Annotated in this window: 20 protein-coding genes; 14 read left to right on the forward strand and 6 right to left on the reverse strand. The window is 64.2% G+C overall.

What is annotated here, in order from left to right; translation table 11 throughout:
- Positions 1–108 precede the first annotated feature (108 nt).
- The 10 genes from DEIPR_RS12790 (at position 109) to DEIPR_RS12835 (ending at position 8,714) form a co-directional block, all read left to right on the forward strand.
- Positions 109–1,074: a ring-cleaving dioxygenase gene (locus tag DEIPR_RS12790; protein WP_013623154.1), complete on the forward strand. Its 966-nt coding sequence runs from the start codon at positions 109–111 to the stop codon at positions 1,072–1,074.
- Positions 1,075–1,172: 98 nt separating this feature from the next.
- On the forward strand, positions 1,173–1,802 hold the full coding sequence (locus tag DEIPR_RS12795) for an alpha/beta hydrolase (protein WP_013623155.1): 630 nt from the start codon (positions 1,173–1,175) through the stop codon (positions 1,800–1,802).
- A gap of 37 nt (positions 1,803–1,839) precedes the next feature.
- Positions 1,840–2,547: a histidine phosphatase family protein gene (locus DEIPR_RS12800; protein WP_013623156.1), complete on the forward strand. Its 708-nt coding sequence runs from the start codon at positions 1,840–1,842 to the stop codon at positions 2,545–2,547.
- A 96-nt stretch (positions 2,548–2,643) separates the two neighbouring features.
- Entirely contained in the window at positions 2,644–3,756 is a 1,113-nt protein-coding gene (locus tag DEIPR_RS12805; protein WP_013623157.1) for an LLM class flavin-dependent oxidoreductase, read from the forward strand.
- On the forward strand, positions 3,757–4,920 hold the full coding sequence (locus tag DEIPR_RS12810) for an MFS transporter (RefSeq protein ID WP_013623158.1): 1,164 nt from the start codon (positions 3,757–3,759) through the stop codon (positions 4,918–4,920).
- A gap of 43 nt (positions 4,921–4,963) precedes the next feature.
- Positions 4,964–5,539, forward strand: coding sequence for an NADPH-dependent FMN reductase (locus tag DEIPR_RS12815; protein WP_013623159.1), 576 nt, complete (start codon positions 4,964–4,966; stop codon positions 5,537–5,539).
- Between the two features lie 61 nt (positions 5,540–5,600).
- Positions 5,601–6,557 carry an amidohydrolase family protein gene (locus DEIPR_RS12820; protein ID WP_013623160.1) on the forward strand — a complete coding sequence of 319 codons (957 nt, stop codon included), beginning with the start codon at positions 5,601–5,603 and terminating at the stop codon, positions 6,555–6,557.
- A complete protein-coding gene (locus DEIPR_RS12825; protein ID WP_013623161.1) occupies positions 6,558–6,863 on the forward strand; it encodes a GNAT family N-acetyltransferase in 306 nt (101 codons plus the stop codon). It abuts the gene before it with no gap.
- Between the two features lies 1 nt (position 6,864).
- On the forward strand, positions 6,865–7,434 hold the full coding sequence (locus DEIPR_RS12830) for a cysteine hydrolase family protein (RefSeq protein ID WP_013623162.1): 570 nt from the start codon (positions 6,865–6,867) through the stop codon (positions 7,432–7,434).
- Entirely contained in the window at positions 7,431–8,714 is a 1,284-nt protein-coding gene (locus DEIPR_RS12835) for a hypothetical protein (protein WP_013623163.1), read from the forward strand. The genes DEIPR_RS12830 and DEIPR_RS12835 overlap by 4 nt, the downstream gene beginning before the upstream one ends.
- A gap of 251 nt (positions 8,715–8,965) precedes the next feature.
- Here the strand turns inward: DEIPR_RS12835 and DEIPR_RS12840 are convergent, their stop codons facing one another.
- The 5 genes from DEIPR_RS12840 to DEIPR_RS12860 form a co-directional block, all read right to left on the reverse strand.
- Positions 8,966–10,549, reverse strand: a complete 1,584-nt coding sequence (locus DEIPR_RS12840) for an alkaline phosphatase D family protein (RefSeq protein WP_013623164.1) — start codon at positions 10,547–10,549, stop codon at positions 8,966–8,968.
- 124 nt (positions 10,550–10,673) lie between these two features.
- On the reverse strand, positions 10,674–11,114 hold the full coding sequence (locus tag DEIPR_RS12845) for an RrF2 family transcriptional regulator (RefSeq protein ID WP_013623165.1): 441 nt from the start codon (positions 11,112–11,114) through the stop codon (positions 10,674–10,676).
- A 189-nt stretch (positions 11,115–11,303) separates the two neighbouring features.
- Entirely contained in the window at positions 11,304–13,745 is a 2,442-nt protein-coding gene (locus DEIPR_RS12850; protein ID WP_013623166.1) for a putative bifunctional diguanylate cyclase/phosphodiesterase, read from the reverse strand.
- A 322-nt stretch (positions 13,746–14,067) separates the two neighbouring features.
- On the reverse strand, positions 14,068–15,282 hold the full coding sequence (gene hmpA, locus DEIPR_RS12855; RefSeq protein ID WP_013623167.1) for an NO-inducible flavohemoprotein: 1,215 nt from the start codon (positions 15,280–15,282) through the stop codon (positions 14,068–14,070).
- Between the two features lie 162 nt (positions 15,283–15,444).
- The gene (locus tag DEIPR_RS12860) at positions 15,445–17,019 is read right to left on the reverse strand and encodes a glycine betaine uptake BCCT transporter (RefSeq protein ID WP_013623168.1); all 1,575 of its coding nucleotides are present in this window, start codon (positions 17,017–17,019) and stop codon (positions 15,445–15,447) included.
- 813 nt (positions 17,020–17,832) lie between these two features.
- Here DEIPR_RS12860 and DEIPR_RS12865 point away from each other — a divergent pair.
- The 3 genes from DEIPR_RS12865 to DEIPR_RS14275 all read left to right on the forward strand — a co-directional run bounded on the left by DEIPR_RS12865 (position 17,833) and on the right by DEIPR_RS14275 (position 20,617).
- The gene (locus DEIPR_RS12865) at positions 17,833–18,606 is read left to right on the forward strand and encodes a ParA family protein (protein WP_013623169.1); all 774 of its coding nucleotides are present in this window, start codon (positions 17,833–17,835) and stop codon (positions 18,604–18,606) included.
- Entirely contained in the window at positions 18,603–19,532 is a 930-nt protein-coding gene (locus DEIPR_RS12870; RefSeq protein ID WP_013623170.1) for a ParB/RepB/Spo0J family partition protein, read from the forward strand. The genes DEIPR_RS12865 and DEIPR_RS12870 overlap by 4 nt, the downstream gene beginning before the upstream one ends.
- 929 nt (positions 19,533–20,461) lie before the next feature.
- A complete protein-coding gene (locus DEIPR_RS14275; RefSeq protein WP_169310713.1) occupies positions 20,462–20,617 on the forward strand; it encodes a hypothetical protein in 156 nt (51 codons plus the stop codon).
- Here DEIPR_RS14275 and DEIPR_RS14450 read toward each other — a convergent pair.
- Positions 20,611–21,616, reverse strand: a protein-coding gene (locus DEIPR_RS14450; protein ID WP_218921246.1) for an IS630 family transposase whose coding sequence is annotated in 2 segments (ribosomal slippage) — positions 20,611–21,147 and positions 21,149–21,616 — 1,005 coding nt in all. Because the reading frame shifts where the segments join, the coding sequence is not laid out codon by codon here. The genes DEIPR_RS14275 and DEIPR_RS14450 overlap by 7 nt on opposite strands.
- A gap of 119 nt (positions 21,617–21,735) precedes the next feature.
- Between DEIPR_RS14450 and DEIPR_RS12885 the strand changes: the two genes are divergently transcribed.
- Entirely contained in the window at positions 21,736–22,959 is a 1,224-nt protein-coding gene (locus tag DEIPR_RS12885; RefSeq protein ID WP_148232007.1) for a CehA/McbA family metallohydrolase domain-containing protein, read from the forward strand.
- Positions 22,960–23,036: the final 77 nt, after the last annotated feature.

Genomic DNA, 23,036 nt, shown 5'->3' on the forward strand with positions numbered 1-23,036 from the left:
CTTTTCGGCTATTTAGTTGCTTTGCAAGATAAGTAGTTATATGCTTTGGAAAACAAAGCAAGGGGGTTCAACCTTCTCCCCTCTTTTCCCCTTCCAAGGAGCATCCAGATGACTCAGCTACAACTGAACGGCATCCATCACCTGACCGCGGTTTCGGCACAAATCCGTGAGAACAAGCGCTTCTATACGCAAGACCTGGGCCTGCGCCTGGTCAAGCGCAGTGTGAATCAGGACGACGTGAGCGCTTACCATCTCTTTTATGCCGACGGCCAAGGCAACCCGGGCACCGACATCACTTTCTTCGACTGGGCGGTGGGCCGTGAACGGCGCGGCAACCACACCGTGACCCGCACCGGCTTTCGCGTGCGTGACGAGGCCAGCCTCCGCTACTGGCAGGAGCGCTTTCAGGAACTGGGCGTACAGCACGGCGAACTCCGCGAACTGGACGGACGCGCCAGCCTGGATTTTGAAGACCCCGAAGGCCAGCGCCTGCGCCTGGTGACGGACGGCGGTGCAGGAGATACCCCCAGCCCCTGGGAAAACAGCCTCGTGCCTGCCGAGCACCAACTGCGCGGCCTTGGCCCCATCGTGATGACGGTGCCCAACCTGCGCAACACTGACCTGATTCTGCAAAAGGTGCTGAACATGCGCCCCGTGCGCGAGTACGCCGACCCCGAGAGCAGCGAGCACCAGGTGCATGTGTACGAGATGGGTGAAGGCGGTGGCCCCGACAAGGAACTGCATGTGGCCGTGCGACCTGACCTTCCCCCGGCCATGCCCGGCGCAGGCGGAGTCCACCACGTGGCTTTCCGGGTGCCGACCGAGGACGAATACCACGCCTGGACAGAGCATTTTAACCACTTCGGCCTCCGCACCAGTGGAGAGGTAGACCGCTACTGGTTCCGCTCCCTGTACTTCCGCGAACCGAACGGCGTGCTGTTCGAACTCGCGACCGACGGCCCCGGCTTCGGGGTAGACGAAGATATGGCGACCCTGGGTGAAACCCTGATTCTGCCGCCCTTTTTGGAAGGCCAGCGGGCACAGATTGCAGCGGGCCTCAAGCCGATCGATTGAAGTAGGTCTAAGAGTCGAAAAGTCTAAGGGTCAAAAGGTAAATCCCCTTAGACACTTAGACCTTTAGACCCTTTGACCTCCCCCAGAAAGGAGCCACCATGACCACGACGCCTACCAGCTCTCAGACCGACCTCGGCTGGATTCATCACCTTGAACGCGGCACTTCCGGGCGCACGCTCCTGCTGCTGCACGGGACGGGCGGCAACGAGCACGACCTGCTGCCGCTGGGCCGCCAGCTTGACCCGCAGGCCAACCTGCTGAGCGTACGGGGCCGCTCACTGGAAGAAGGCGCTCCCCGTTTTTTCCGCCGCATCACGCCGACTCGCTACGACCAACCGCACCTGATTTCTGAGGCCGATGCCCTGGCCGAGTTCGTGCGCGAAGCTGCTGAACTGTATGACCTCGACGCGGCGCAGGTGTACGCCGTGGGCTACTCCAACGGGGCCAACATTGCCCTGGCAACCCTGCTGAGGCAGCCGGACGCCCTAGCGGGTGCGGTGCTGCTACGGCCCGTGCTGGCACTGGAAGAACCGCCTGCCCCTGACCTGAGCGGCAAGCGAGTGCTACTGCTAGGCGGCGAGCGTGACCCCTTTGCGCCTTACGGCGTGGGCATTGCGCCGCTGCTGCAAAAGCTGGGCGCAATCGTACAGGAAACGAGGCTGCCAGTCGGCCACGAGCTGACCCAAGAGGACGTCAAGACCGCTCAAAACTGGCTAAGCGAAATGTAACCGATATTTCAATAATGCGTTTCAAGGAGGACAACGGATGCCAAACAACATGCGCAAAGCTCTGACCCTCACCGCCACCGCACTCGCTCTCACCGCCTGCCAGGTCGGGGCGCAAAACAACCCGGGCACAATGTCCAGCGCGTCTCAGAGTTCCCCGGCTCCCAAGCCAGTCACCGCCACCAGCCAGAGCTTAGGCGACGTGAACCCGGCGACACCTGCCGACTTGGTACAGCAACTCCAACAGGGCGGGCATGTGATTGTCTTCCGCTACACCGGCGCGACCTACCCGCAGAACCCTGCTCCGGCCATTGACGGCGCGATTGACGACGGCCAGCGCATTTCCGACCAGAGCACCGCAATGATGGCGGCCTTGGGCGAGCAGTACAGCAAATTGAAGATTCCTGTTGACCGCGTATGGTCCAGCGAATACTACTTTGTGTACCAGCACGCGCTGGCAGCGTTTGGTGAACCTGTGACCATGAACCGTGACCTGACCGGCTCGCTCGCGCCCTTCTTCCAGGACCAGCAATTGCTGGAAAGCTCTTTGCAAGGCCTGCGTAACCGCACCGTGACCCCGCCGCCCGCTGGCAAGAACACCATTCTGTTCACCCACCAGGGCAAGTTCGACAAGGCCTACGGCTACTACCCCGACGCGGGCCAGACGCTGATTTTCAAGCCCGACGGCACAGGCACGCCGCGCCTGATTGCGAATCTGAGCTATGACGAGTTCATGGCGCTGAAGTAAGGCTCCTGGCGGAGCGGTCTAAGGGTCTAAGAGTCGAAGAATCCAGCTTAGACCCTTAGACGTTTCGACTCTTAGACTTGAAAAGGACAAATCTAAATGACCAATCATCAACCCTTCGAAATCGGCCTGCACTCCTTCGTGGATTACCAGACCCACGACACCGCCGGAAACGCGGTCAGCCCGCAGCAGCGCATGAAAAACCTGCTGGAAGAGGCACAGCTCGCTGACCAAGTCGGCCTCGATATGTTCGCGGTGGGTGAGCACCACCGGCCCGACTATCTGGCGTCGAACCCGGCCACTGTGCTGGCGGCGATGGCGCCTATCACGCAGAACATCAAGCTCAGCAGTTCGGTCAGCATCCTCGGCACGGACGACCCCGTGCGGATTTTTCAGCAGTTCGCCACGCTCGACTTGTTGAGCAACGGACGCGCTGAAATCATGGCGGGGCGGGCTTCGTTTGCCGAATCGTTTCCGCTGTTTCTGGGCCAGACGCCGTTCGACTACGACGAACTGTTTGCCGAAAAGCTCGACTTGCTGCTGAAACTGCGCGAGCAGACCGAAATCCACTGGCGCGGCAAGTACCGTCCCGCGCTGACGGGCCAGGGCGTGTATCCGCGCCCCGTCGAAAAAGAGAATCCCGACGACGAACTTCCCGTCTGGCTGGGCGTCGGCGGCACGCCAGCTTCGGCGGTGCGGGCGGGCGAACTGGGCCTGCCGATGGCGCTGGCGATTATCGGAGGGATGCCGGAGCGCTTCACCGCGTTTTCCGACCTCTACCGCCGCGCCGCGAAGGACGCGGGTAAACTGGACAAAACGCGCCTGAGCATCAACTCGCACGGCTTTCTGGCCGACACCTCGCAAGCGGCGGCAGAGGCCTACTGGCCCGCGCAGGAAAGCCGCATGAACCGCATCGGGCGCGAGCGGGGCTGGCCCGCGCTGACGCGGCAAAACTACGAGGCCGACCTCTCGCTGCGCGGCTCGCTGTTCGTGGGTGACCCGGAGCAGGTGGCGGAGAAAATCCTGTACCAGTACGACCACTTCGGGCATGACCGCTTCCTGCTGATGTCGGTGGGGATGCTGTCGCACGACCAGATGCTGCACTCCATCGAACTGCTGGGCACCAAAGTCGCGCCCCTGGTGCGTGAGGAAATCGAGCGGCGGCGGGCGAGTCAGGCCAAGTTGGACGCCATGTTGGCAGGTCAAGCCTAAATGTCGGCTGCCCCAACCCCTCCGGTCTCCCGCCTCACCTCGCTGGCGCTGCTGCTGACCGCCACCCTCACCATCATGGCGGGGGCGACCATCGCGCCGTCGCTGCCGGAGATGGGGGCGCATTTCCGCAACGTGCCGCAGGCCGAGTTGCTGGTGCGGCTGGTGCTGACCCTGCCCGCGCTGATGATTGCGCTGGCCTCGCCGCTGATGGGCAGCCTGAGCGACCGCTGGGGCCGCAAGCCGCTGCTGGTTCTGGGCATGGCGCTGTACGTGCTGGCAGGCGCGGCGGGTGCCGTGATTGAAAACATCTGGCTGCTGCTGCTCTCGCGGGCGCTGCTGGGCGTGGGCGTGGCGGGGATTTTGACGGCGAATACCGCGCTGATGGCCGACCTGTTCGATGGCCCGGCGCGGGGGCGGATTCTGGGAATGCAGGGCGTCTTTACCAACGTGGGCGGCGCGCTGTTTCTGGTGGCGGGCGGCCTGCTGGCGCAGCAAAACTGGCACGCGCCCTTCCTGATTTACCTGCTGCCCCTGCTGCTGTTGCCGCTGGTGTGGACGCAGATTCCGAATGTGCGCCCGCAGGCCACGCCGCGCCTTCAGGCGGAGGCGACCCCTGCCGCCCTTCCCTGGGGCAAGCTGTGGCCTATCTACGCCGCCGGATTTCTGACGTTTCTGCTGTTCTATCAGGTGCCCACGCAGGTGCCGTTTTACCTGACGGGGCGCTTCGGCGCGAGCAGCAGCGTCAGCGGCGGCATCGTGGCGCTGACCAACGTGGCGGGCGTGGTGGCAGGCCTGCTGTTCGTGCGGCTGGGGCAGCGTTTTGCCGCGCCGCAATTGTCCGCCTCTGCCATGCTCGCCATCGGCGCGGGGCTGGTGCTGATTGGCCTGGCGGGCGGCTACGCGGGCGTGGTGGCGGGCGTGTTCCTGCTGGGCCTGGGCCTGAACTATCCCAACTTCACCGCCTGGCTGACCCGCCTCGCCCCGCCCGCCGTACGGGGCCGCGCCATCGGGATGCTGAGCAGCAGCGTGTTTCTGGGGCAATTTCTCTCGCCGCTTGCCAGTCAGCCGATAGCGGCGGCCACCTCACCAAGTGCCATGTTCTGGCTGACCGGAATCGTCGCCGTGCTGGTGGGCCTGCCTTTTTTCCGCGTGAGTGCGGACTAAGGGCAGGCTTTTCTTTTCCGACTTCTCTCAAAAGGAACCCAAGATGACCGACTCCACCTCAAAACCGCTGCGCGTCTGCGCCCTGCTGGGCAGCCTGCGCCAAGGCTCCTATAACCGGATGCTGCTGAATGCGGCCACTGAGGTCGCGCCCGACTCGCTGGACATCCAATTCTTTGACCGCCTGCGCGAGATTCCGCTGTACGACGGCGACTTGGAAGCGGAAGGCACGCCCGAAAGCGTGCTGGCGCTGCGCGAGGCCATCAAAGCCGCCGACCTGCTGCTTATCGTTTCGCCGGAGTACAACCGCGACATTCCCGGCGGCCTGAAAAATGCGCTGGACTGGGTGTCACGCGACAAGAGCGTGCTGAGCGGCAAACCCACCGCCATCATGGGCGCGAGCACGGGCGGCTTCGGCACCACGCGCATGCAGGCGGCGCTGCGGCTCTCCTGCGTGCAGACCGGTAACCTGGTGATGACCCAACCCGAAATCGCCGTGCCCTTCGTGGATAAAAAGGTGGAAGATGGCCGCCTGACCGACGCCGACACACTGAAATTCCTGACTGGTTTTATGAAGGCGGCGGCGGACTGGGCCACGCTGCACCAGGGCCAGCAGGGATGAGCGACCCGACCTTCACCCCTGAAAGCGGGCGGCGCGAAGAAAACCAATGGATGGTGACCCAATGAGCGAATCCAAATACACCGACACCCACGCGCACCTCTGGCCCGACGCTTACCTAGAAGGTCTGGAAAAACTGGGAGCGCAAGGGGTAGATGTGGCAAAAGGCCTTGGCGCGAGCGACCGCCCCGAGGACATGCAAAGGCGCCTCAAGATGATGGACGACGCCGGTGTGCAGAAGCAAATCCTCTCCGTCACCCCGCAGACCCCGCAGTACGGCAACGCGGAGGAAGCCCTCACCCTCGCCCGTATGCTGAACGACACCTACGCGCAGGTCATCAAGGATTATCCGGGCCGCTTTGCCGCGTATGGCACGGTGCCGCTGCCCCACGTCGAAGAAGCGATTGCCGAAGCGCGGCGCTGCATCACTGAACTGGGCTTTCAGGGCATCGCCATCAACACGCTGACACGCGGCACCGACTCGGTGGCTGACGACAAGCTGCTCCCCTTTTATGAGGCACTGAACGACCTCGGCACCGTGCTCTACATCCACCCGACCGGCTGCGGCGCGAACAGCCCGATGGTGAACGACTCGGGGCTGGAATGGGTAGTGGGCGCACCGATTGAGGACACCGTGGCTACCCTGCAACTGCTGAAGGCCGATATCCCCCACCAGTTCCCGCGCATCACCTTTCATATCGCGCACCTCGGCGGCTTTCTGGGGACGTGTATGCAGCGCATCGAGGACAACTACACCGACTGGGACGCCTTTCCGCGCAGTCCCTGGGAGAGCCTGCGGGCTTTTTGGTTCGATACCGCCAACTTCCATGCGCCAGCGCTGCGGGCGATGATTGAGACCTTTGGCCCCGTGAATATCGTGTTGGGCAGCGATTTTCCGTACTTCCAAGGCGACAAGTACACCCGCGCCGTGACCTACATCAAAGACACCAAACTGGCCGCTGACGTCACGGACGACATCCTGTGGCGCAATGCCGAGCGGCTGTACCAGGGAGGAAAGTAAATGGCAGAAGTAAAACGCAACGACAGCACCGGACGCTACGAACTCAGTCAAGGCGGTAAGGTCGTAGGTTTTGCCGAATTCAAAAACGTCGGGGACGGGGCTGTGATGCTGCCGCACACCGAAGTGGACGAGGGGCACGAAGGCGAGGGCTTAGGCAGCCAGCTCGCCAAGTACGCGCTGGACAATATCCGCGCGCAGGGCAAGCTGGTGGTGCCGATGTGCCGCTTCATCGCGGCCTATATCGGCAAGCACCCCGAATACACCGACCTCGTTCACCCGCAGCAGCGCGGCATCTTTGGACTCTGATATGCCAGTCACCAAATTAGAACCGAAGACTGCCCTCATCGCCGTAGACGTGCAAAAAGGCACCCTTGGCATGTCAGTCCAGGCCGAAGCCGAGCGCGTGGTGGGCGGCACCGTGCGCCTGGCCGACGCCTTCCACGCGGCGGGGCTGCCGGTGGTCTGGGTGCGGGCGGTGGGGTTGCCCCGCCTGCGTACCGGCCTACCGCTCCCGCCTGAAAAGGTGCCGGGCGACTTCTCGGAATTGCACCCCAGCCTGCCCGTAAAGGAGGGCGACCTGGTGGCCGACAAGTTCGGGACGAGCGCCCTCGTCGTGCCGGAAGTCCGCGCCTTTTTGCAGGAGCGGGGCGTGAAGGGCGTCGTGGTGAATGGCCTCGCCACTGGCATGGGCGTGGAATCCACCGTCCGCGCGGCCTTCGACACAGGGTATCACGTGACTGTCGCTTCCGACGCCGTGACCGACCCCAACGCCGAGCGCGGCCAGAATAGCCTGCGCCTCACGCTGCCGGGGTTTGCGGAACTCGGCACAGTGGACGAGATTTTAAACGTACTTTCCGCGCAAGGAGGGAAAGCATGACCGTCGTGACGGACGCCAAGAGCCTAGAACAAGCCATCAAGGACGGGGCCAGCCCTATCGAAATTCAGGGCCGAATCACCGGCCTCTCCAGCGTCAAACTGCCCAAAGGCACGACGCTGACGGGCGCTGAAGGCGCGGAGCTGCACTTCAAAGAAGGCCAACCGGGGCTGATGCTGAACGCTAACCACCGCGTCTCTAATCTCCGTATCGTGGCCGACGAAACGCAAGTCGCACTGGGCCTGCTCGACGAGGAAAAGGCCCTCGGCACCATCGAAATCAGCGACGTGCGCACGGTGGGCCGCTTTCATCTGGAAGGCACGCAGGCTATCAGCGGCGACCTCAAGCTGAAGAACATTCACGTCGAAAAAGCCGACGCGCACATGGCCGCGCACCGTCCCGCCGGTTTCGGCGTGGAAGTGCTGCTGGGCGGCTTTAGCGTCTACAACTCGTCCAAGAACAAGGACAGCAAATGGACGCTGAGCGCCGAAAACATCAGCGGCGGTAGCAAGGACAGCCCGCTGAAGGGGAGCGGCGTGTTCGTATTTGGCGGCTGGTATATTCCCACGGATGCCAATCCCGCCGAAGCGCCCGCACCGACGGCGGAAGGCGGCAGCATCGAACTCGTGCGCTTGACCACGGGTGAAATCCACTCACAGGGGCAGATTCCGCAGGGCATCTCCAACCTGATTACCGGCGGCGTGTTCGTCGGTTCGGGCGTACACGCGCAGGAAGTCGTCAACGAGGGCGCAGTTTCGACCTACGGCCCCAACGACATGGTGCTCGACAACTGGGGCCAGGTGGAAAGCTGGGTGGCGCAGGCGGCGATAACCTCACGCGGGCCGAGCGGCATCGGCTTCGTGAACTTCGGGGACATTGGGACGCTGCAAGTACAGGCCCCCATCGAAACGCACGGCCTCGGCGCACGCGGCTTCAACCTGTACGACGGCTCACTGAAACGGGCCGAGTTCGAGAGCATCACCACTTACGGCGACGGCGCGATTGGGGTGCAACTCTCCAAGCCGTTTGGCAGCATCCGCGTGTCGGGCGACATCCGCACCAAAGGCGGCGAGGGCGAAAGCCTGGTGCGCGGCAAAGTGACCAAGCTCAAGGCCAACGCGCTGAGCCTCAAGGAAGGCACACGGGGCGAGGCGTTCATCGTCGGGGGCGAGGTCCAGGCCGAGAGTCCGGAAGTGGAAAGCTACGAGTTTCAGGCGCCGGCCAGCGTCATTGGCCGGCTGGAAGTGGGCGGCAAAGTGGTCCGGGATACAGCGACGGGTTGAGACGGAGTGAGGCTATGGCGTGAAGCTGCTGGAGGGGGCGTGGCTCCTTTCGGCCCTTCCGCGCGTAGTCCGGCTCTCGGTCAGGCTGCAGCTTCCATTCCCCTCTCTCTGCGGTAAGAAACCAGCCGTGCGAGTAGGCACGGGCGTTCTCTGCTGAACCCCCCGAGGAAGGCAGGAACTGTCTCCCCGGTGGCCGGTCTTGGGAGCAGCTGCATAGCCTGCCGGTTCCTCTTGCTGCACAGGACTAAGATTCAGGCCCGCTGCGCCCCTGGCCGGCCGTGCTCAATCACCCAGCTGGCGTCGGTCCGTACGGCCGACTTCCGGCTGGCGATGGTGTCCACCACCCGGAAATCGGTCTGCCAGGTGTCGCGGGTAATGTGGGCGCGGGCGTAGCCACGCTGCGCTCCGTTGAAATAGCGCGTGTGGGGATTGTCCTTGAGGCCGCCCGCCGTCGGGGCCACGAACTGTGCAGGGAAATCGGCGCTGATGGACGTGGTCACCAGTTCGGTGCCCACCGTGGCCGATTCGGGCTTCAGGAAGTCGGCCTTCAGGTCGTGGACCCAGGCCGAGTGGATGTCGCCGGTCAGGACCACCGGGTTGCTCACCTGTCCCTGCGCCATAAAGCCCAGCAGGCGCTGGCGGGCTGCGTGGTAGCCGTCCCACTGGTCCATATTCAGCACCTCGCCGGGACCGAAGGGCCAGTCGTAGCGGGCCATCATCACCTGCTGGCCGATGGCGTTCCAGCGGGCCTGAGACTGCTGCAGGCCCTCCAGCAACCAGCGCTCCTGTTCAGGGCCGGTGAGGGTGGCGTTCGGGTCCATGATGGCGGCGCAGGGAGCCTTGAACCCGTCGCCGCACGGCTGGTCGCTGCGGTACTGCCGGGTATCTAGCATGGAGAAGCTGGCCAGCTGTCCGTAGGTGAAGCGGCGGTACAGCTGCATGTCCGCTCCACGCGGCATGCTGGAGCGCCGCAGCGGCAGGTTCTCGTAGTAGGCCTGATAGGCGGCGGCGCGCCGGGCCAGAAACTGCTCGGGCGTGACCGGGGCCTCCCCTTCTTCGCGGGCTTCCATGATGGCTCCCGCGTAGTTGTTCTCCACCTCGTGGTCGTCCCAGACCACCAGCCAGGGGGCAGCGGCGTGCGCGGCCTGCAGGTCCGGGTCGGCGTGGTACAGCGCGTAGCGGCGGCGGTAGTCCTCCAGCGTCACGATTTCCGGGCCGTTGTGCTGCCGCACGCCTTTTTCGTTCGGGCCGTACTCGTAGATGTAGTCGCCCAGGTGCAGGACCAGGTCGGGGTCGTCCTCGGCCAGGTGGCGGTAGGCGTTGAAATATCCGTTCTGGTAATCCGAGCATGAGACGAAGGCCAGGGTCAGGGCGTTCACGTCGTCCTGGGCCCGGGGCAGCGTGCGGGTGCGGCCCACCGGACTGGTCGCGTTGCCCGAGTGGAAGCGGTAAAAGTAGGTTCGCTGCGGCTCCAGACCATACACTTCGGCGTGTACGGCGTAGTCGCGCTCCGGCGTGGCTGGGGAGCGGCCCTGCTTCACCACCTGCCGGAAGCCCTCGTCGTGGGCCAGTTCCCAGGTCACGTCAATCGCCTGGGCCGGCAGCCCAGCGCCGGTCGGGCCTAGGGGGTCCAGCGAGAGCCGGGTCCACAGCACCACGCTATCGGCCTGTGGGTCGCCGCTGGCCACGCCCAGCTGAAAAGGGTTGGCCGGGTAGCGCAGTTGCAGGGCCGGGGCGCAGCCGCTCAGGCTGACCAGTCCGGCCCCTGTGATGATGGCCGCTGCCTGCAAGAAAGCGCGGCGGGACAGCTGTCCGTCTGTAGTGTGCCTGGGCATGCGGGCACCTTAGGCGCAGCCGGTCAGGCCAGGGTCAGAGGGGCCGGCACCCGGTGTCATGGGCCGGGGTTGTCACGTGCTGGGGATGTCCTGGGCGGGAGCCGGCTGGCTCTTTCGCGGGCTGTTAGCCGTCCGCCACAGGTTGTCCCAGGTGCAGCAGCTCCGGCCCTGGCTGGCCCAGTTCCAGCATGGCGGCCAGGGTCTGTGCTCCCAGGGTCTGCTCAATCTGCGCCAGAGCCTGGTCCATCTGGCGGTGCAGCGGGCACAGGGCGTGGGCATGGGCCGGACGCCCCAGCGGACAGTGGCGAATGCGCTGCAAAGGGTCCACGGCGTTGACCACGTCCAGAATCGTAATGTCCTGTGGGGGGCGGGCAAGGCGGTAGCCCCCGTATTTGCCGCGCAGCGCCTGCAGCAGCCCGGCTCGGTGCAGCTGCTGCAACACCTTGGACAGGTACTGTGCAGGCACCTGGGTCCGCCCGGCCAGCTGAGCGGTACTGAGGCTTTCCCCGGCTTCGGCCAGGGTGACGGCGGCGCGCAGGGCGTATTCGGCAGTCTGGGAAAACATGGCTCTCCTCGGGGGGACCAGGCGTGGTCCCAGGTCCCTACTCTAGCTCCGCGTAGCCTGCAAAACTGTTCATGTGCTGCCGGTGGCGCCAGGGGGCCTTGGCGGGGGGGCTGCCCATTCGCCCTGAAGCATTTGCCTGCTTGCACCGCTGCCCCGGCCACCGCTGCTCCGGCCTCTACCCCCAGCCTTCTACGGCCCTTTCGGCACCGTCCAGTGCTCGGCCAGCAGGTAGGTCAAGAAGGCAGGCAGCGGCAGCGGTTCGGCGGCCAGGAAGCCCTGAAAAAAGTCACAGTTGAGGTCGCGCAGCAGCCGCAGTTGCTCGCGGGTTTCGACCCCTTCGGCCACGACCTGCATCTGGCCGTTGTGGGCAAACGTGACCAGGGCACGCACCACCGCGTCGAGGGCGCTGCTCTGCTCAGCGCGGTGGGTAAGGTGACGCATGATTTCCTGGTCAATCTTGAGCAGCTGCGCGGGCAAGACGGCCAGCCGCACCCAGTTGGAGTGTCCCCGGCCCACGTCGTCGAGGGCCAGGCGAAAGCCCTGCTCGCGCAGTTCGGCCAGCACCCCGGTGGCGGCGGGCAGCAGTGCCGTTTCTTCGGTGAGTTCGAGGGTGAGGGTGCCCGGCGTCAGACCGTGCTGACTCAGGGCGCGGCTGAGCTCCTCGGTAAAGTCGAGCTTGAGCAGTTGCCGCGGCGAGACGTTGACGCTTACCACGCAGTCCTTGCAGGCGGCGCGAATCCGGGCGAGGTCCTCCACCGCCCGCCGGATGACCCAGTCACCGAGCGCCACGATCAGGTCGCTCTGTTCGGCCACCGGAATGAAGCGCTGCGGGCCAAGCAAGCCGAGGTGCGGGTGGTTCCAGCGCAGCAGCGCCTCGGCACCGGAGACCACGCCGCGCCGCACGTCAATCACCGGCTGGTAGTAGAGCTCGAATTCGCCGCCCTGCAACGCCTGCCGCAGGTCCTGTTCGATTTCCAGTCGCTCGCGGGCGCGGACGCTGAGGTCGGCGGTGTAGGTGCGCAGGGCCGAGCGCTGCTCCTTGGCGCTGTAGAGGGCGAGGTCGGCATGTTTGTAGAGCGTGAGCTGGTCCCCGGCGTCGGCCGGGCAGAAACTCAGGCCCCCGGAAGCGTCAAGCTTGAGGGTCCGGCCTGCCAGCGACAGCGGCTGCGCAACGCTGCTCAGCACGGCCCGGGCACGGTCGTGCACGGTTTCGGGGCTGCAGCTGCCCGGGAAAAACAGTACGAACTCGTCGCCGCCGATGCGGGCCGCGTGCACGCCCGGCGGCAACTGGCCCTGGATACGCCGCGCCACCTCCTGCAGCACGGCGTCGCCCACGTCGTGTCCAAGCACGTCATTGACTTGCTTGAAGTGGTCGAGGTCAAGCAGCAGCAGGGCGCCCGCTTGCTGGCGCTGCAACTCGCGGTCAATCAGGTGCGAGATTCCGCGCCGGTTGAGCAGCGGCGTCAGGTCGTCGTGGGCGGCGTGGACGCTCAGTTTTTCCTGTGACTCGCGCAGCTCCGCATTGAGACGGTCGAGTTCCTTGCGCCGCTTGCGCTCTTCGTCGGCCTGGTAGCGCAGACGCTCGACCTGAAGCTGTACGGCGGCCACCTGCGCCCGGTGGTCGCTGACCGTCATGACCAGTGCAGCGTCCACCGCGTAGAAGCGCTCGAAGTAGGCCAGCGCTTCTTCGAACCGGCCCTGTGCCCGCAGCGCCTCCACCAGCGCCTGGTAGACTTCGGCCTGAAATTCCGGCGAAGGCAGTGAGAGCGAGAGCGTCAGCGCCTCTTGCAGCAGTTCTTCGGTCTCAGCCCACTGTGCCCGCTGGGCATGAAGTTTGCCGAGCAGAAAAAGCCCGGCGGCGTGTTGCCCGCGCAGGGTCAGGGCGCCGGACAGCGTCAGGCCCTCTACCACACACGCCTGTGCCCGTTCCGACTGCCCGAGTTGCAGCCACGCTTGGCCGAGCAGCAGCAGCAGCAGCGCCTCGGCGCGGGCCACCCCACTCCGGCGGGCCAGGGGCAGGCTGCTCAGCAGTTCCTCGCGCGCCTGGTCCGGAGCATGCCGCGCGAGATAGTGGTGGGCGAGGTTGATGCTCACCTGCAGCCGCGACGGATGTTCGGGAGGCAACGACTCCGCTGCCTGCTGCGCCTGCTGGATAAACTGCTCGGCCGTATCCTCTTCACGCAGCAGGGTGTGCAGGCGGCCCACATACCCGAGCACCTCGGCGTGAAGCGCGGTGTCCTGAAGCGAGCGGACCAGCAGCAGCGCCTGCTGAAACGACAGGAACGCCAGCCCCAGCTGTCCGCTAAGCATCTGTGCGACGCCGCTCCAGATGGTGGCGCGGGCCTCGACCGCCGGAAGGTGCCGTGTCCGGGCCAGTTCGGCGGCGCGCTCCGTATCGTGCAGGGCGTGCAGGTAATCGCCGGTATACAGCCGCGCTGCGCCGCACAGGGCCAGCAGGTGAATAAGCTCTTCCGGTTGCTGGGTCTTCTCATCCAGTGCCAGCCGCCGCTCGAGCTCGGCGAGTGCGGTGGCTGGGGCCAGGTCAAGCAGTGCGGCAAGTTCCTGGGCAGTCAGCAGGGATGGGTAAGGCGGGGGGCCGGTCGAACCGCCCTGGCCATTCCCGGCATTCATCCGGCCCCCGCCTGAACCGCCAGCGTTTCGACATTCATCATCAGGTCTCCTCGTGCCCACGATAGCAACGCTGCTTGCCGGGTGCGAGGTATCTTTCCGCTCCAGGCCGCGTAGCTGCTTGCTCAGACGCTGGCGTGCCGGTGCACTGGTGCGCGGCTGGCGACCGCCGCAGCGCGGGAAGCACGGCTCCGACCCGTTTGGAGGCCAGCCCGGCTGCGGTTCGGGTGCAGCCAGGCCAGGCAGCGGTTTTATGCCCAAAGCGCGGGGCGCTGAACTGGGAGCGCACTTGCCCTGAGGCACGCTCCCCGGTTCAGCTGCACGCTCAGGCGGGAATGACGCCCGCGAAGCTCTGGCTGGGCCCGAAGGTTTCGGTAAAGCGCTGGGCCGCCGGCACGCCCAGTTCGTCCAGCAGCTGCTCTACCGCGCAGGCAAAGCCAGCCGGGCCGCAGAAATAGTAGTCCGCCTCCTGCGCGCCCGCCGGCAGCGACGGCTGCAGCGCGTCCAGGGAAAGCCGGCCTTCCCGGTCGAAATGCACCCCCTGCTGGTCTCCGTCCGCAACCATCTCGTAAAAGGTGGCCCGCTTCACCTGCGGGTTGCCGGCGATCAGCTGCGCGATTTCGTCATGGAAAGCGTGGACCTCGCGGCCGCGTACCGCATGGACGAATGTGACCGGGCGTGTGGAGTCCTGCGCCAGCAGTTCCCGCAGCATCGCCAGCAGCGGCGTGATGCCCACCCCGCCGCTGAGCATCACCAGCGGGCGCGGCGAGTCTTGCAGCACGAAGTCGCCGGCCGGCAGGTGTACGGCCAGTTCGTCGCCCTGCTGCACCCCGTCATGCAGGTGGCCCGACACCAGCCCGCCCGGCTCACGCTTGACCGAGATGCGGTAGCGGTGGCCGTCCCACGGGGCCGAGAGGCTGTACTGGCGAATCTGGAAGTGTTCGCTGCCCGGCACCTTGACCCGCAGGGCCAGGTACTGCCCGGCGCGGTAGGGCGGCAGCGGCTGGCCGTCGGCCGGCTCCAGCACGAAGGAGGTGATTTCACTGCTCTCGGCTTTTTTCTCGGCCACCCGGAACGGCTTGAACCCGCGCCATCCGCCGGGCTGCGCTGCGCCCTGGGCATACATGTCACCCTCTACGCGGATCATCAGCTCGGCCAGTTGGCCGTAAGCGGCGGCCCAGGCGTCCAGAATTTCTGGGGTGGCGGCGTCGCCCAGTACCGCAGCGATGGCGCCCAGCAAATGTTCGCCCACGATGGGGTAATGCTCGGGCAGCACTTCCAGGCTGACATGCTTGTGGGCGATGCGCTCCACCATGCCGCCCAGCTGCCCTGCCGCGTCGATGTGCTCAGCGTAGGCCAGAACCGAGGCGGCCAGGGAGCGGGCCTGGCGGCCAGTTGCCTGGTTGGCCGGGTTGAAGATGTTCAGCAGCTCCGGATGGGCACGGAACATATCGGCGTAAAAGTGCCGGGTGATGTCCTCACCGTGAGCGCGCAGGGCGGGCACGGTGGCCTTGACGAGCCGAATCTGTTCCGCATTCATGGAGGCCATTTTAAAGTGGACAAATTTATCCACAATGGCGAATGTCCTGCTGGTGCCGGCTGGGGGCCACGGCTGTCGGGGCCTGGACATCTCTCACCGGAAGGTCCAGGCCCCGACAGCCGCTTGCTGCCCCGTCAGACGGTTGAGTTCAGTGCTCTGGCCTCAATCCGCCTTGGAAGTGGACCGGCCTTCCGGGGCCAGCGACGTTCCCGCCACGGGCGCGGGCTCCGGGAGGGGCTGCTCCAGGAAGGGTTGGGCGCGGGAGGTGCGCCTGACCAGCGGGTCATTTGCCAGGGCCCGCAGCAGCGACACGCACATGGCGAGCATGATGACGGTAAAGGGCAGCGCGGCGGTAATGGTGGCACTTTGCAGCCCGCTCAGACCGCCGCTGACCAGCAGGGCTACGGCAATCAGCGACTGCGCGGTCCCCCAGGCCAGCTTGATGCCCATCGGCGGGTTCTGGTTGCCGTCGGTGGACAGCATGCCCAGTACGAAGGTGGCCGAGTCGGCACTGGTGATAAAAAATGAGGTGACCAGCAGCGTGGCGATTACGGCCAGCACGCCGCCCCAGGGCAGGGTCTCCAGCAGGGCGAACATGGCCGTGGACGTATCGGCCGCCGTGGCCTGAGCAATGCTGCCGAGGCCCTGCATATCCTGAAAGATGGCTGTGCCGCCAAACACCGAAAACCACAGGAAGCACACCAGGCTGGGCACGATCAGCACGCCGGTCAGGAACTCGCGGATGGTGCGGCCACGCGAAATCCGGGCGATAAACAGCCCCACGAACGGTGCCCAGGCAATCCACCACGCCCAGTAGAATACTGACCAGTCCCGCACCCAGCTGTCGCCACTGAACGGCGAAAGGCTGGTGGACATGCCGATCAGGTTTTGCAGGTAGGCGCCCAGCGAAGTGGTGAACACGTCCAGCAGAAAGACCGTGGGTCCGATGACAGCCACCGCCAGGAACAGCAGACCAGCCAGCCCGATGTTCAGGTTGGACAGAATCTGAATGCCCTTGCCCAGCCCGGTCGCGGCGCTGATCATGAACAGTACCGTGACGGCGGCGATGATGCCCAGTTGCAAGGTCTGGGTGTTTTCCAGCCCCAACAGGAAGTTCCCGCCCGAGGCGATCTGCGCTGCGCCGAAACCCAGTGTGGTCGCCACACCGAAGATGGTGGCGAGAATGGAAAAAATGTCGATGGCTTTGCCCGGCCAGCGGTCCACCCACTTGCCTATCAGCGGCCGGAAGGTGCTGGACACCAGTGTTTTGTCGTTCTTGCGAAAGCCGAAATAAGCGATCGCCAGCGCCACCACCGAATAGATGGCCCAGGGGTGCAGACCCCAATGAAAGAAGGTGTACTGAAAAGCGGCGCGGGCGGCTTCGTTGGTGCCGCCCTCAATGCCGGCGGGTGGGCGTGCGAAGTGACTCATCGGCTCGGCCACTCCGTAGAACACCAGCCCGATACCCATGCCGGCGCTGAACAGCATGGAAAACCATGAGGCGGTCGAGAATTCCGGGTCCTCGTCGTCACGGCCCAGTGGAATGCGGCCGTACTTGGAAAAGGCCAGGTACAGGCAGAACACAAGAAAAACCAGGGCCGAGAGCATATAGAACCAGCCGAAATCGGCGGTAGCGAAGGCGAGTGCACTGCTGGAGACGCTATTGAGCGATTCTGGACCAGTCAGCCCCCACAGTACGAACGCGGCGATGATCGCCAGAGAAATCCATAAAACCAAAACACTTCTCCACTCTGTAATACTCGCGGCGCAGTTTCTTCCAGGCTGCCGGTCAGCTTGAGAGGGAACTGCGCCTGACGTTGAAATAGTCCACTGCTTATGAGCAGCTTCTCATGCACCTTAACAAATTCTCTCTGGGGTGCTGGGAGAGGTCGGGTGCTCACGGGGAAGAGGGTGAATATCGGGCTGCTGGCCTATAAGGGCGTGTATGACCGGTTGGAGGTTCGGTGCGTAGCGCTGGTAGGTGGGTTCCTCTCCCCTGCCTGCCCCCATGCTGCGCACCCGCTTCGTTCGCTGGAAAAGACATTTCCTCCGTCGTCGCAGGCCGTATGGATACCGGTATCCAGACCTTCCACCTCGGGTCCGGTCTCTCCGTGTCAGCGTGTACGCTCAGCGCTGCCTGCCACAGTTTCTGAAGCGTAATCGGGCGCTGCGGCAGGTGGGTCAGGTGCTGAACAGCAGCTCCACTGCCGGCTGTCTCGGGCGCGTGTCGGTGCCAGTGCGGCCGGCGCACAGACAGCCGGCGCAGCCGCCCAGGCCGAAGATCTGTCCCGGAATGTAGTGGGCTCAACGCTTCGTATAGACCGGGTGTGGGGAATGCGCTTGGTGACCGAGACCGGCTGCTGAAATGAGCTTCATGGATACCGGTATCCATCGGTGCGCTCACTACACCCTGACATGCTCCAGCTTCGGCTTCATGGCGTTGTACGGGCACCGGTTCCTGCCCCACTCCTGAGGAGGTCTATACGCTATGGATACCGGTATCCATGGCCGGCTCCGGCGCTCCCCCCTCGCTCCAGGCATAATGAACCCATGACCGGCCAGACCAGAGTGATTCTGATGTTTATCCACGCAGGGGGGGCAGGCAAAACGTCCACCACACGCGACCTGGGAGCCGAGCTGGCCCGCCGGGGCAAACGGGTGCTGCTGATTGACCTTGACCCGCAGGCCAACCTGACGACCTGGCTGGGCGTCTATGACGCGGAACCGGCGCAGACCGTCCAGGGGGCCCTGATGGACTACGCGCCGCTGCCCGAGCCGCTGCGGGTCCACGGCATGGACCTGATTCCCAGCCACCTGTCCCTCGCCCGCACCGAGCGTATTCTGGGTGGCCTGACCAACTCCGAAGGGCGCCTTCAGCTGGCCATCGACGCCCTGCGGGAAGGTGACCGGTACGATTACATCTTACTGGACTGCCCGCCCAGCCTGGGACGCATCACCAGCAACGCTGCCAATTCGGCCGACTGGGTCGTGGTGCCCATTCAGGCAGCCCTCAAAGGCCTGAACGCCCTCGACGGCGTGCAGGAAACCATCACCGAACACAGCCGCACGAACCGGGGCCTTAAGGTGGCGATGTATCTGGTGACGCAGATGAACAACACCCGGGTGGCCCACGAGATGATGGACGCGTTCAGGGAAATTCTGGGCGACCGCCTCGCCGGGCCGATGACCAGCCGCCCCGCTGTCTATGGCAAGGCGCAGACCGAGGGCAGACCCATCGGCACCGACCGCGCCGACGCGGACGCCCTGCGGGAGATTGCTGCGGCCACGGACACCCTGCTGCAGCGTGTGGGGGACCAGGCATGAGCGGCAAACCGAGCACTTCTGCCCTGCAGGCGGCCATGGCCCGTGCCAGCAAGGCCCAGAGCGGCATCCAGGCGGCTGAGGAGCGTCATGTGCCTGTGGAGTACCTGCGCCTGGACGACCTGGACGTTTCTCCCTCTCAGGCCCGCAAGGACTTTCAGGGCATAGATGAGCTGGCCAGAGACATCGCGGCGAATGGGGTGCTCCAGCCGGTGCTGGTGCGGCCACTCGCGGGGGGGCGGTATCAGCTGGTTGCTGGAGAGCGCCGGCTGCGGGCGTCTCGGCAGGCGCAGCAGGCGACCATTCCGGCCGTCATCCGCGACATGACGGACCTGGAAGCCCGAATGCACGGCCTGCGCGAGAACCTCCAGCGCGAGGACCTGAACGCCTACGAGGTGGCACGCGCCGTGCTGGACCTGACCGCCCTCCAGCTGGCACGCCCTGCCGATGAGGTCCAGGCGGAACTCGGCGGCGCAGCCCCCGCCGAGGAGACGCTGCGGGTTCTGGGTGAAGCCCTGAAACTTGTGAACAAGGACCTGACCTACCTCAGCTACCGGCGCAATTACCTTTCTTTGCTCAGGCTGCCGGCCCACCTGGTGGCAGCCATTGAACAGGGCGCCTCCTACTCGGCGGTGCTGGCGGTCCGGGCGGCCACTCCGGAGCAGCAGCGAGTGTGGCTGCCCCTGATCATTTCCGGGGAGTGGAGCCGCCGGCAGGTGCAGCAGGCCCTGCAGGAAGCCAAGCAGACCAGCCAGCCAGCAAACAGGCCGGCAAACAAGAAGAAAGTGCCGCTTGCAGACGACTGGGACCGGCAGATGGGTCAGGTCAGCCGCAAGTTCACGGCGAAGCGCCTGCAGTCTCTCGACCCGCGCAGGCGCCAAAAAGCTCAGCGCCTGTTGAACGAACTCGCGCAGCTGCTTGAAGAGTGACCGGAGTGGGGGAGACCGGGCCTCCGCACAGCCGGCGGGCAGCGGCGAAGCACACGGTGCCGAGTCTCCTGTTGCGTTTGTGTAGGCGGCTGCCTCCTGGGCGCTGAACCGTAACCGCTCCGCTTTCCGTAGAGGCAGGGTGCGGCCCTGGTGCCCTAGGTAAGAGAGGGGGCGGCCTTGCGCCAGGATAAAAACCCGTACCAGAGTAAAATCTCGTGCCGAGCTAAGAACTCTTGCTGCGACGAAAAAGACCGAATTTATCCGCAAGCTGACGCAAGCGCTGAGCGGTGGATACCGGTATCCATGTGGCCCGTCAGGGCAGCCCTTCGACTTGCGCCTTCCCCACTTTTTGCCCACCCAAGCGGCACGAACCACTGAGTTGTAAGGTCAACTCTTCCCTGAGCACCGTAGCCATGCCCGCTGGCTGGATGCATTGACCACCTGGGCAGCCCCCTTTGAAGAACCGAAAATTGACAGCGTGTCCCCCGGAGAGGGCCTGGGAAGAGGTGCTGAGGCTGGTAGAACGCCTCCAGAGCCGTATCACCGACATTGACCGCACGGTAAGCTTCAACGCCAGTGTGCTGGGCGAGCTAAGGCGGCAAAGCGAACTGAGCTACGGAGACGAGATGAGTGGGAGGACATCAAGCTGCTTGCCTACGAATGGCTGGTGTAAAGGCAGCGGTAGGCCGACATCCAGAGCATGAGGAGATGCAATCTGGTGCTGCGGGCGTAGAGGCCTGTTGCCGGAAGGGGCATTGCTTGCTGGAAAGGGAACTGCGGGGCTGTCGGTGTCCCTGGACAGCTTGTGCAGTCGCCCCTGTGACACTCCATGTGACTGTGACGCTCCATGTGACACTGGGCCTGGGCATCTCCGCGCAGAGACAGAACGCTGACATCCGGCTCCTAGCGTAGGTGCAGGAGGAATCTCCATGAAGCGTTCTGCTTACTTTGCGTCCATCACATCTGGTCTGCTTGTCCTCGCTGCCTGTGGCGAGCAAGCCAGCAAGCCTCAGCCTGATACCCGCCAGTGGCTGGCTGGGGATTCTCATATTCATAGCTACTACAGCCCTGGCTACGACTATTGATAGCGGCGTAAGTTGGCGTCCATAAGCTGACGGGGCAGGTGAATATAGCGGACCCGCTGCCAGGCGGTGACAAGCCTCTTTTTCAGCGCTCTGATGGAGTGGGCACAAAAGTTCCCCAACACATTGCGCTTGACGTAGGCCCACACCAACTCGATCGGGTTCAACTCTGGAGCATACGGAGGCAGAAAGATCAGAGAGAGGCGTTCGTGGGTTCCCACGAACGCCTGGGTTACTTTCGCGTGATGAATTTTCGCATTGTCCAGCACCACGACGATGTTCCCCTGAACTTGGCGCAGGATGTGCCCAAAGAATCGGATGACCTCTCCACTGCGGATCGCTCCGGATGTTGTGTGCTGGAAGAATCGTCCATCTGAAGTGATCGCCCCAATCGTCGAAAGCTTCTCCCAGTTCGCTCTGAGCGTGACCAGGGGCGTCACGCCCCTGGGGGACCACGTTCGCCTTCGCACGCCTTTCAACGAGAATCCGACCTCATCCAGATAGATGATTGTGGCTCCCTCAGCGACCTTTTTTTTCCAACTCCGGGAGCACCTGTTCCCGCCAGGATGCGATCCGAAGTTCGTTCCGCTCAGCAGCCCGCCCATCTGGCATCTGTGGGCTGAACCCCAACTTTCGTAGGATTTTACGGACGTGATCATGGTGGTACCACACCTCGAAGTGCCGCCCGATCAGCTCTGCCACACGTTTTGTCGTCCAAGTTTCGTCAGGAAACCCATGCTGCAGAGCACCCTCCCGCAGGAGGGTGCGAAGCTGGTCGTGCTGAGACTCAGTCAGCCGAGCAGGACGACCAGAGCTGACCGTCGCTTGCAAGCTTCCCTTCTTTCTGAGCCGAGCACTCCAAGAAGTCACCGTGAGCACGGAGACGCCGAAGTGAGCAGCGATTTCGCGGTGTGTGTGGCTGCCTTGCTGCAGCCACTCGGTAGCAGCCAGACGCCGCTCCTCAAGTTGGGCACGAGAATATTGGTTCGGTTGCCATTCCACGGTCCCTAGAGTTTAGCAGCGCATACTTACGCCGCTATCAATATTCCACCACGCCGCCTACCCCTATCGTCGGCGGACCGGAGGGGGACGCGCAGTATTCCATTACCAAGAACGCCGAGATGGCAGTCAAGCATGGTCTGTCGTGGATGGTCATTACCGACCACGGCGGCCCCAACCACTCCAAGCTGAACATGGAGCGGGCCTACCCGGAGCTGCTGCAGGCCCGCAAGCAGTTCCCGCAGCTGCTGAGCTTCGTGGGTATGGAGTTCAATATGCCCGCCATGGACCACCACACCCTGATGATTCCTCACACCGACCGTGAATCGCAGACCCTGTTCGATATCGAGAACAAGTGGGACAAGGCGGAAGCCTATCCCACCGACAAGTCCCGCGACACCGAGGAAAAGGCGCTGCAAACCATCAACTACGTGAAGAACATGCAGGGCCCCAAGCCCATCTTCATGGCGAACCACCCGGCCCGCTCGGCCAAAGGCCTGGGCGTGTACGGCGCCGATACCCCGCATGAGCTGCGTAACAACAACGACGCCGCCCCCGATATCTACGTGGGCTTCGAGGGCGCACCGGGCCACCAGGCCGGCGGGCTGAACAGGGACGGAAGCCTCGACCCCAAGGGAAGCCGGGGCAGTTACGGCAGCCACCCCACCTACGGCGGCTTCGACCAGATGACGGCCCGCGTGGGTGGCCTGTGGGATTCCATGCTGGGCGAAGGCCGGCGCTTCTGGATTGTGGCGACCTCGGACTCGCACGTTCACTATACGGACGGCGGCTCGGACTTCTGGCCGGGCGAGTACCAGAAAATCTACGTCAAGGCCGACAAATCTTATGACGATGTGCTGGACGGACTGCGGAACGGCCGTACCTTCGTCACTTCCGGCGACCTGATTTCCGAGCTGGACATGAGCGTGGCGGCCGGTGGCAAGCGGGTCAGCCTGGGTGAAACCCTCAAGTTGGGCGGCGCCCAGGACGTGACCGTGACTGTAAAGCTGCGCGACCCCGCCGGCAACAACTTCCACGGCGAGAACCCGGCCGTGTCGCGGGTGGACCTGATTGTGGGTGACGTGACCGGCAAGGTTGCGAGCAGCCAGTACGACAACGACACCAACCCCAGCACCAAGGTCGAGAAACGCTTCAAGGCCGACTCCTGGAAGCGCGACGGTGAGTACATCACCATGACCTACACCCTCAAGAACGTCAACAAGAACATGTACCTGCGCCTGCGCGGCACCAACACGGACCAGCTGGAGCCCGAAGCCGATCCCAAGGGCGAAAACCCCTGGAACGACCTGTGGTTCTACTCCAACCCGGTGTTCATCGAATTCTGAGCTGAGCCCCCAGCCAAGTCGGAGCGGGCGGAACCGGCAGCGTCATGGCCGGTTTCGTCCGCTGAGCTGATTGGAAC

It is taken from the genome of Deinococcus proteolyticus MRP (assembly GCF_000190555.1).
GTDB classification, from domain to species: Bacteria; Deinococcota; Deinococci; order Deinococcales; family Deinococcaceae; genus Deinococcus; species Deinococcus proteolyticus.

Excerpts from the sequence above, each read along its gene's own strand:
- DEIPR_RS12805 (WP_013623157.1), top strand. The coding sequence starts at position 2,644 with ATGACCAATCATCAACCCTTCGAAATCGGCCTGCACTCCTTCGTGGAT.
- DEIPR_RS12790 (WP_013623154.1), top strand. The coding sequence starts at position 109 with ATGACTCAGCTACAACTGAACGGCATCCATCACCTGACCGCGGTTTCG.
- DEIPR_RS12830 (WP_013623162.1), top strand. The coding sequence starts at position 6,865 with ATGCCAGTCACCAAATTAGAACCGAAGACTGCCCTCATCGCCGTAGAC.
- hmpA (WP_013623167.1), bottom strand. The coding sequence starts at position 15,282 with ATGAATGCGGAACAGATTCGGCTCGTCAAGGCCACCGTGCCCGCCCTG.
- DEIPR_RS12825 (WP_013623161.1), top strand. The coding sequence starts at position 6,558 with ATGGCAGAAGTAAAACGCAACGACAGCACCGGACGCTACGAACTCAGT.
- DEIPR_RS12885 (WP_148232007.1), top strand. The coding sequence starts at position 21,736 with ATGGCAGTCAAGCATGGTCTGTCGTGGATGGTCATTACCGACCACGGC.
- DEIPR_RS12840 (WP_013623164.1), bottom strand. The coding sequence starts at position 10,549 with ATGCCCAGGCACACTACAGACGGACAGCTGTCCCGCCGCGCTTTCTTG.
- DEIPR_RS12815 (WP_013623159.1), top strand. The coding sequence starts at position 4,964 with ATGACCGACTCCACCTCAAAACCGCTGCGCGTCTGCGCCCTGCTGGGC.
- DEIPR_RS12820 (WP_013623160.1), top strand. The coding sequence starts at position 5,601 with ATGAGCGAATCCAAATACACCGACACCCACGCGCACCTCTGGCCCGAC.
- DEIPR_RS12850 (WP_013623166.1), bottom strand. The coding sequence starts at position 13,745 with ATGAATGCCGGGAATGGCCAGGGCGGTTCGACCGGCCCCCCGCCTTAC.
- DEIPR_RS12870 (WP_013623170.1), top strand. The coding sequence starts at position 18,603 with ATGAGCGGCAAACCGAGCACTTCTGCCCTGCAGGCGGCCATGGCCCGT.
- DEIPR_RS12845 (WP_013623165.1), bottom strand. The coding sequence starts at position 11,114 with ATGTTTTCCCAGACTGCCGAATACGCCCTGCGCGCCGCCGTCACCCTG.
- DEIPR_RS12800 (WP_013623156.1), top strand. The coding sequence starts at position 1,840 with ATGCCAAACAACATGCGCAAAGCTCTGACCCTCACCGCCACCGCACTC.
- DEIPR_RS14275 (WP_169310713.1), top strand. The coding sequence starts at position 20,462 with ATGAAGCGTTCTGCTTACTTTGCGTCCATCACATCTGGTCTGCTTGTC.
- DEIPR_RS12795 (WP_013623155.1), top strand. The coding sequence starts at position 1,173 with ATGACCACGACGCCTACCAGCTCTCAGACCGACCTCGGCTGGATTCAT.
- DEIPR_RS12810 (WP_013623158.1), top strand. The coding sequence starts at position 3,757 with ATGTCGGCTGCCCCAACCCCTCCGGTCTCCCGCCTCACCTCGCTGGCG.
- DEIPR_RS12835 (WP_013623163.1), top strand. The coding sequence starts at position 7,431 with ATGACCGTCGTGACGGACGCCAAGAGCCTAGAACAAGCCATCAAGGAC.
- DEIPR_RS12865 (WP_013623169.1), top strand. The coding sequence starts at position 17,833 with ATGACCGGCCAGACCAGAGTGATTCTGATGTTTATCCACGCAGGGGGG.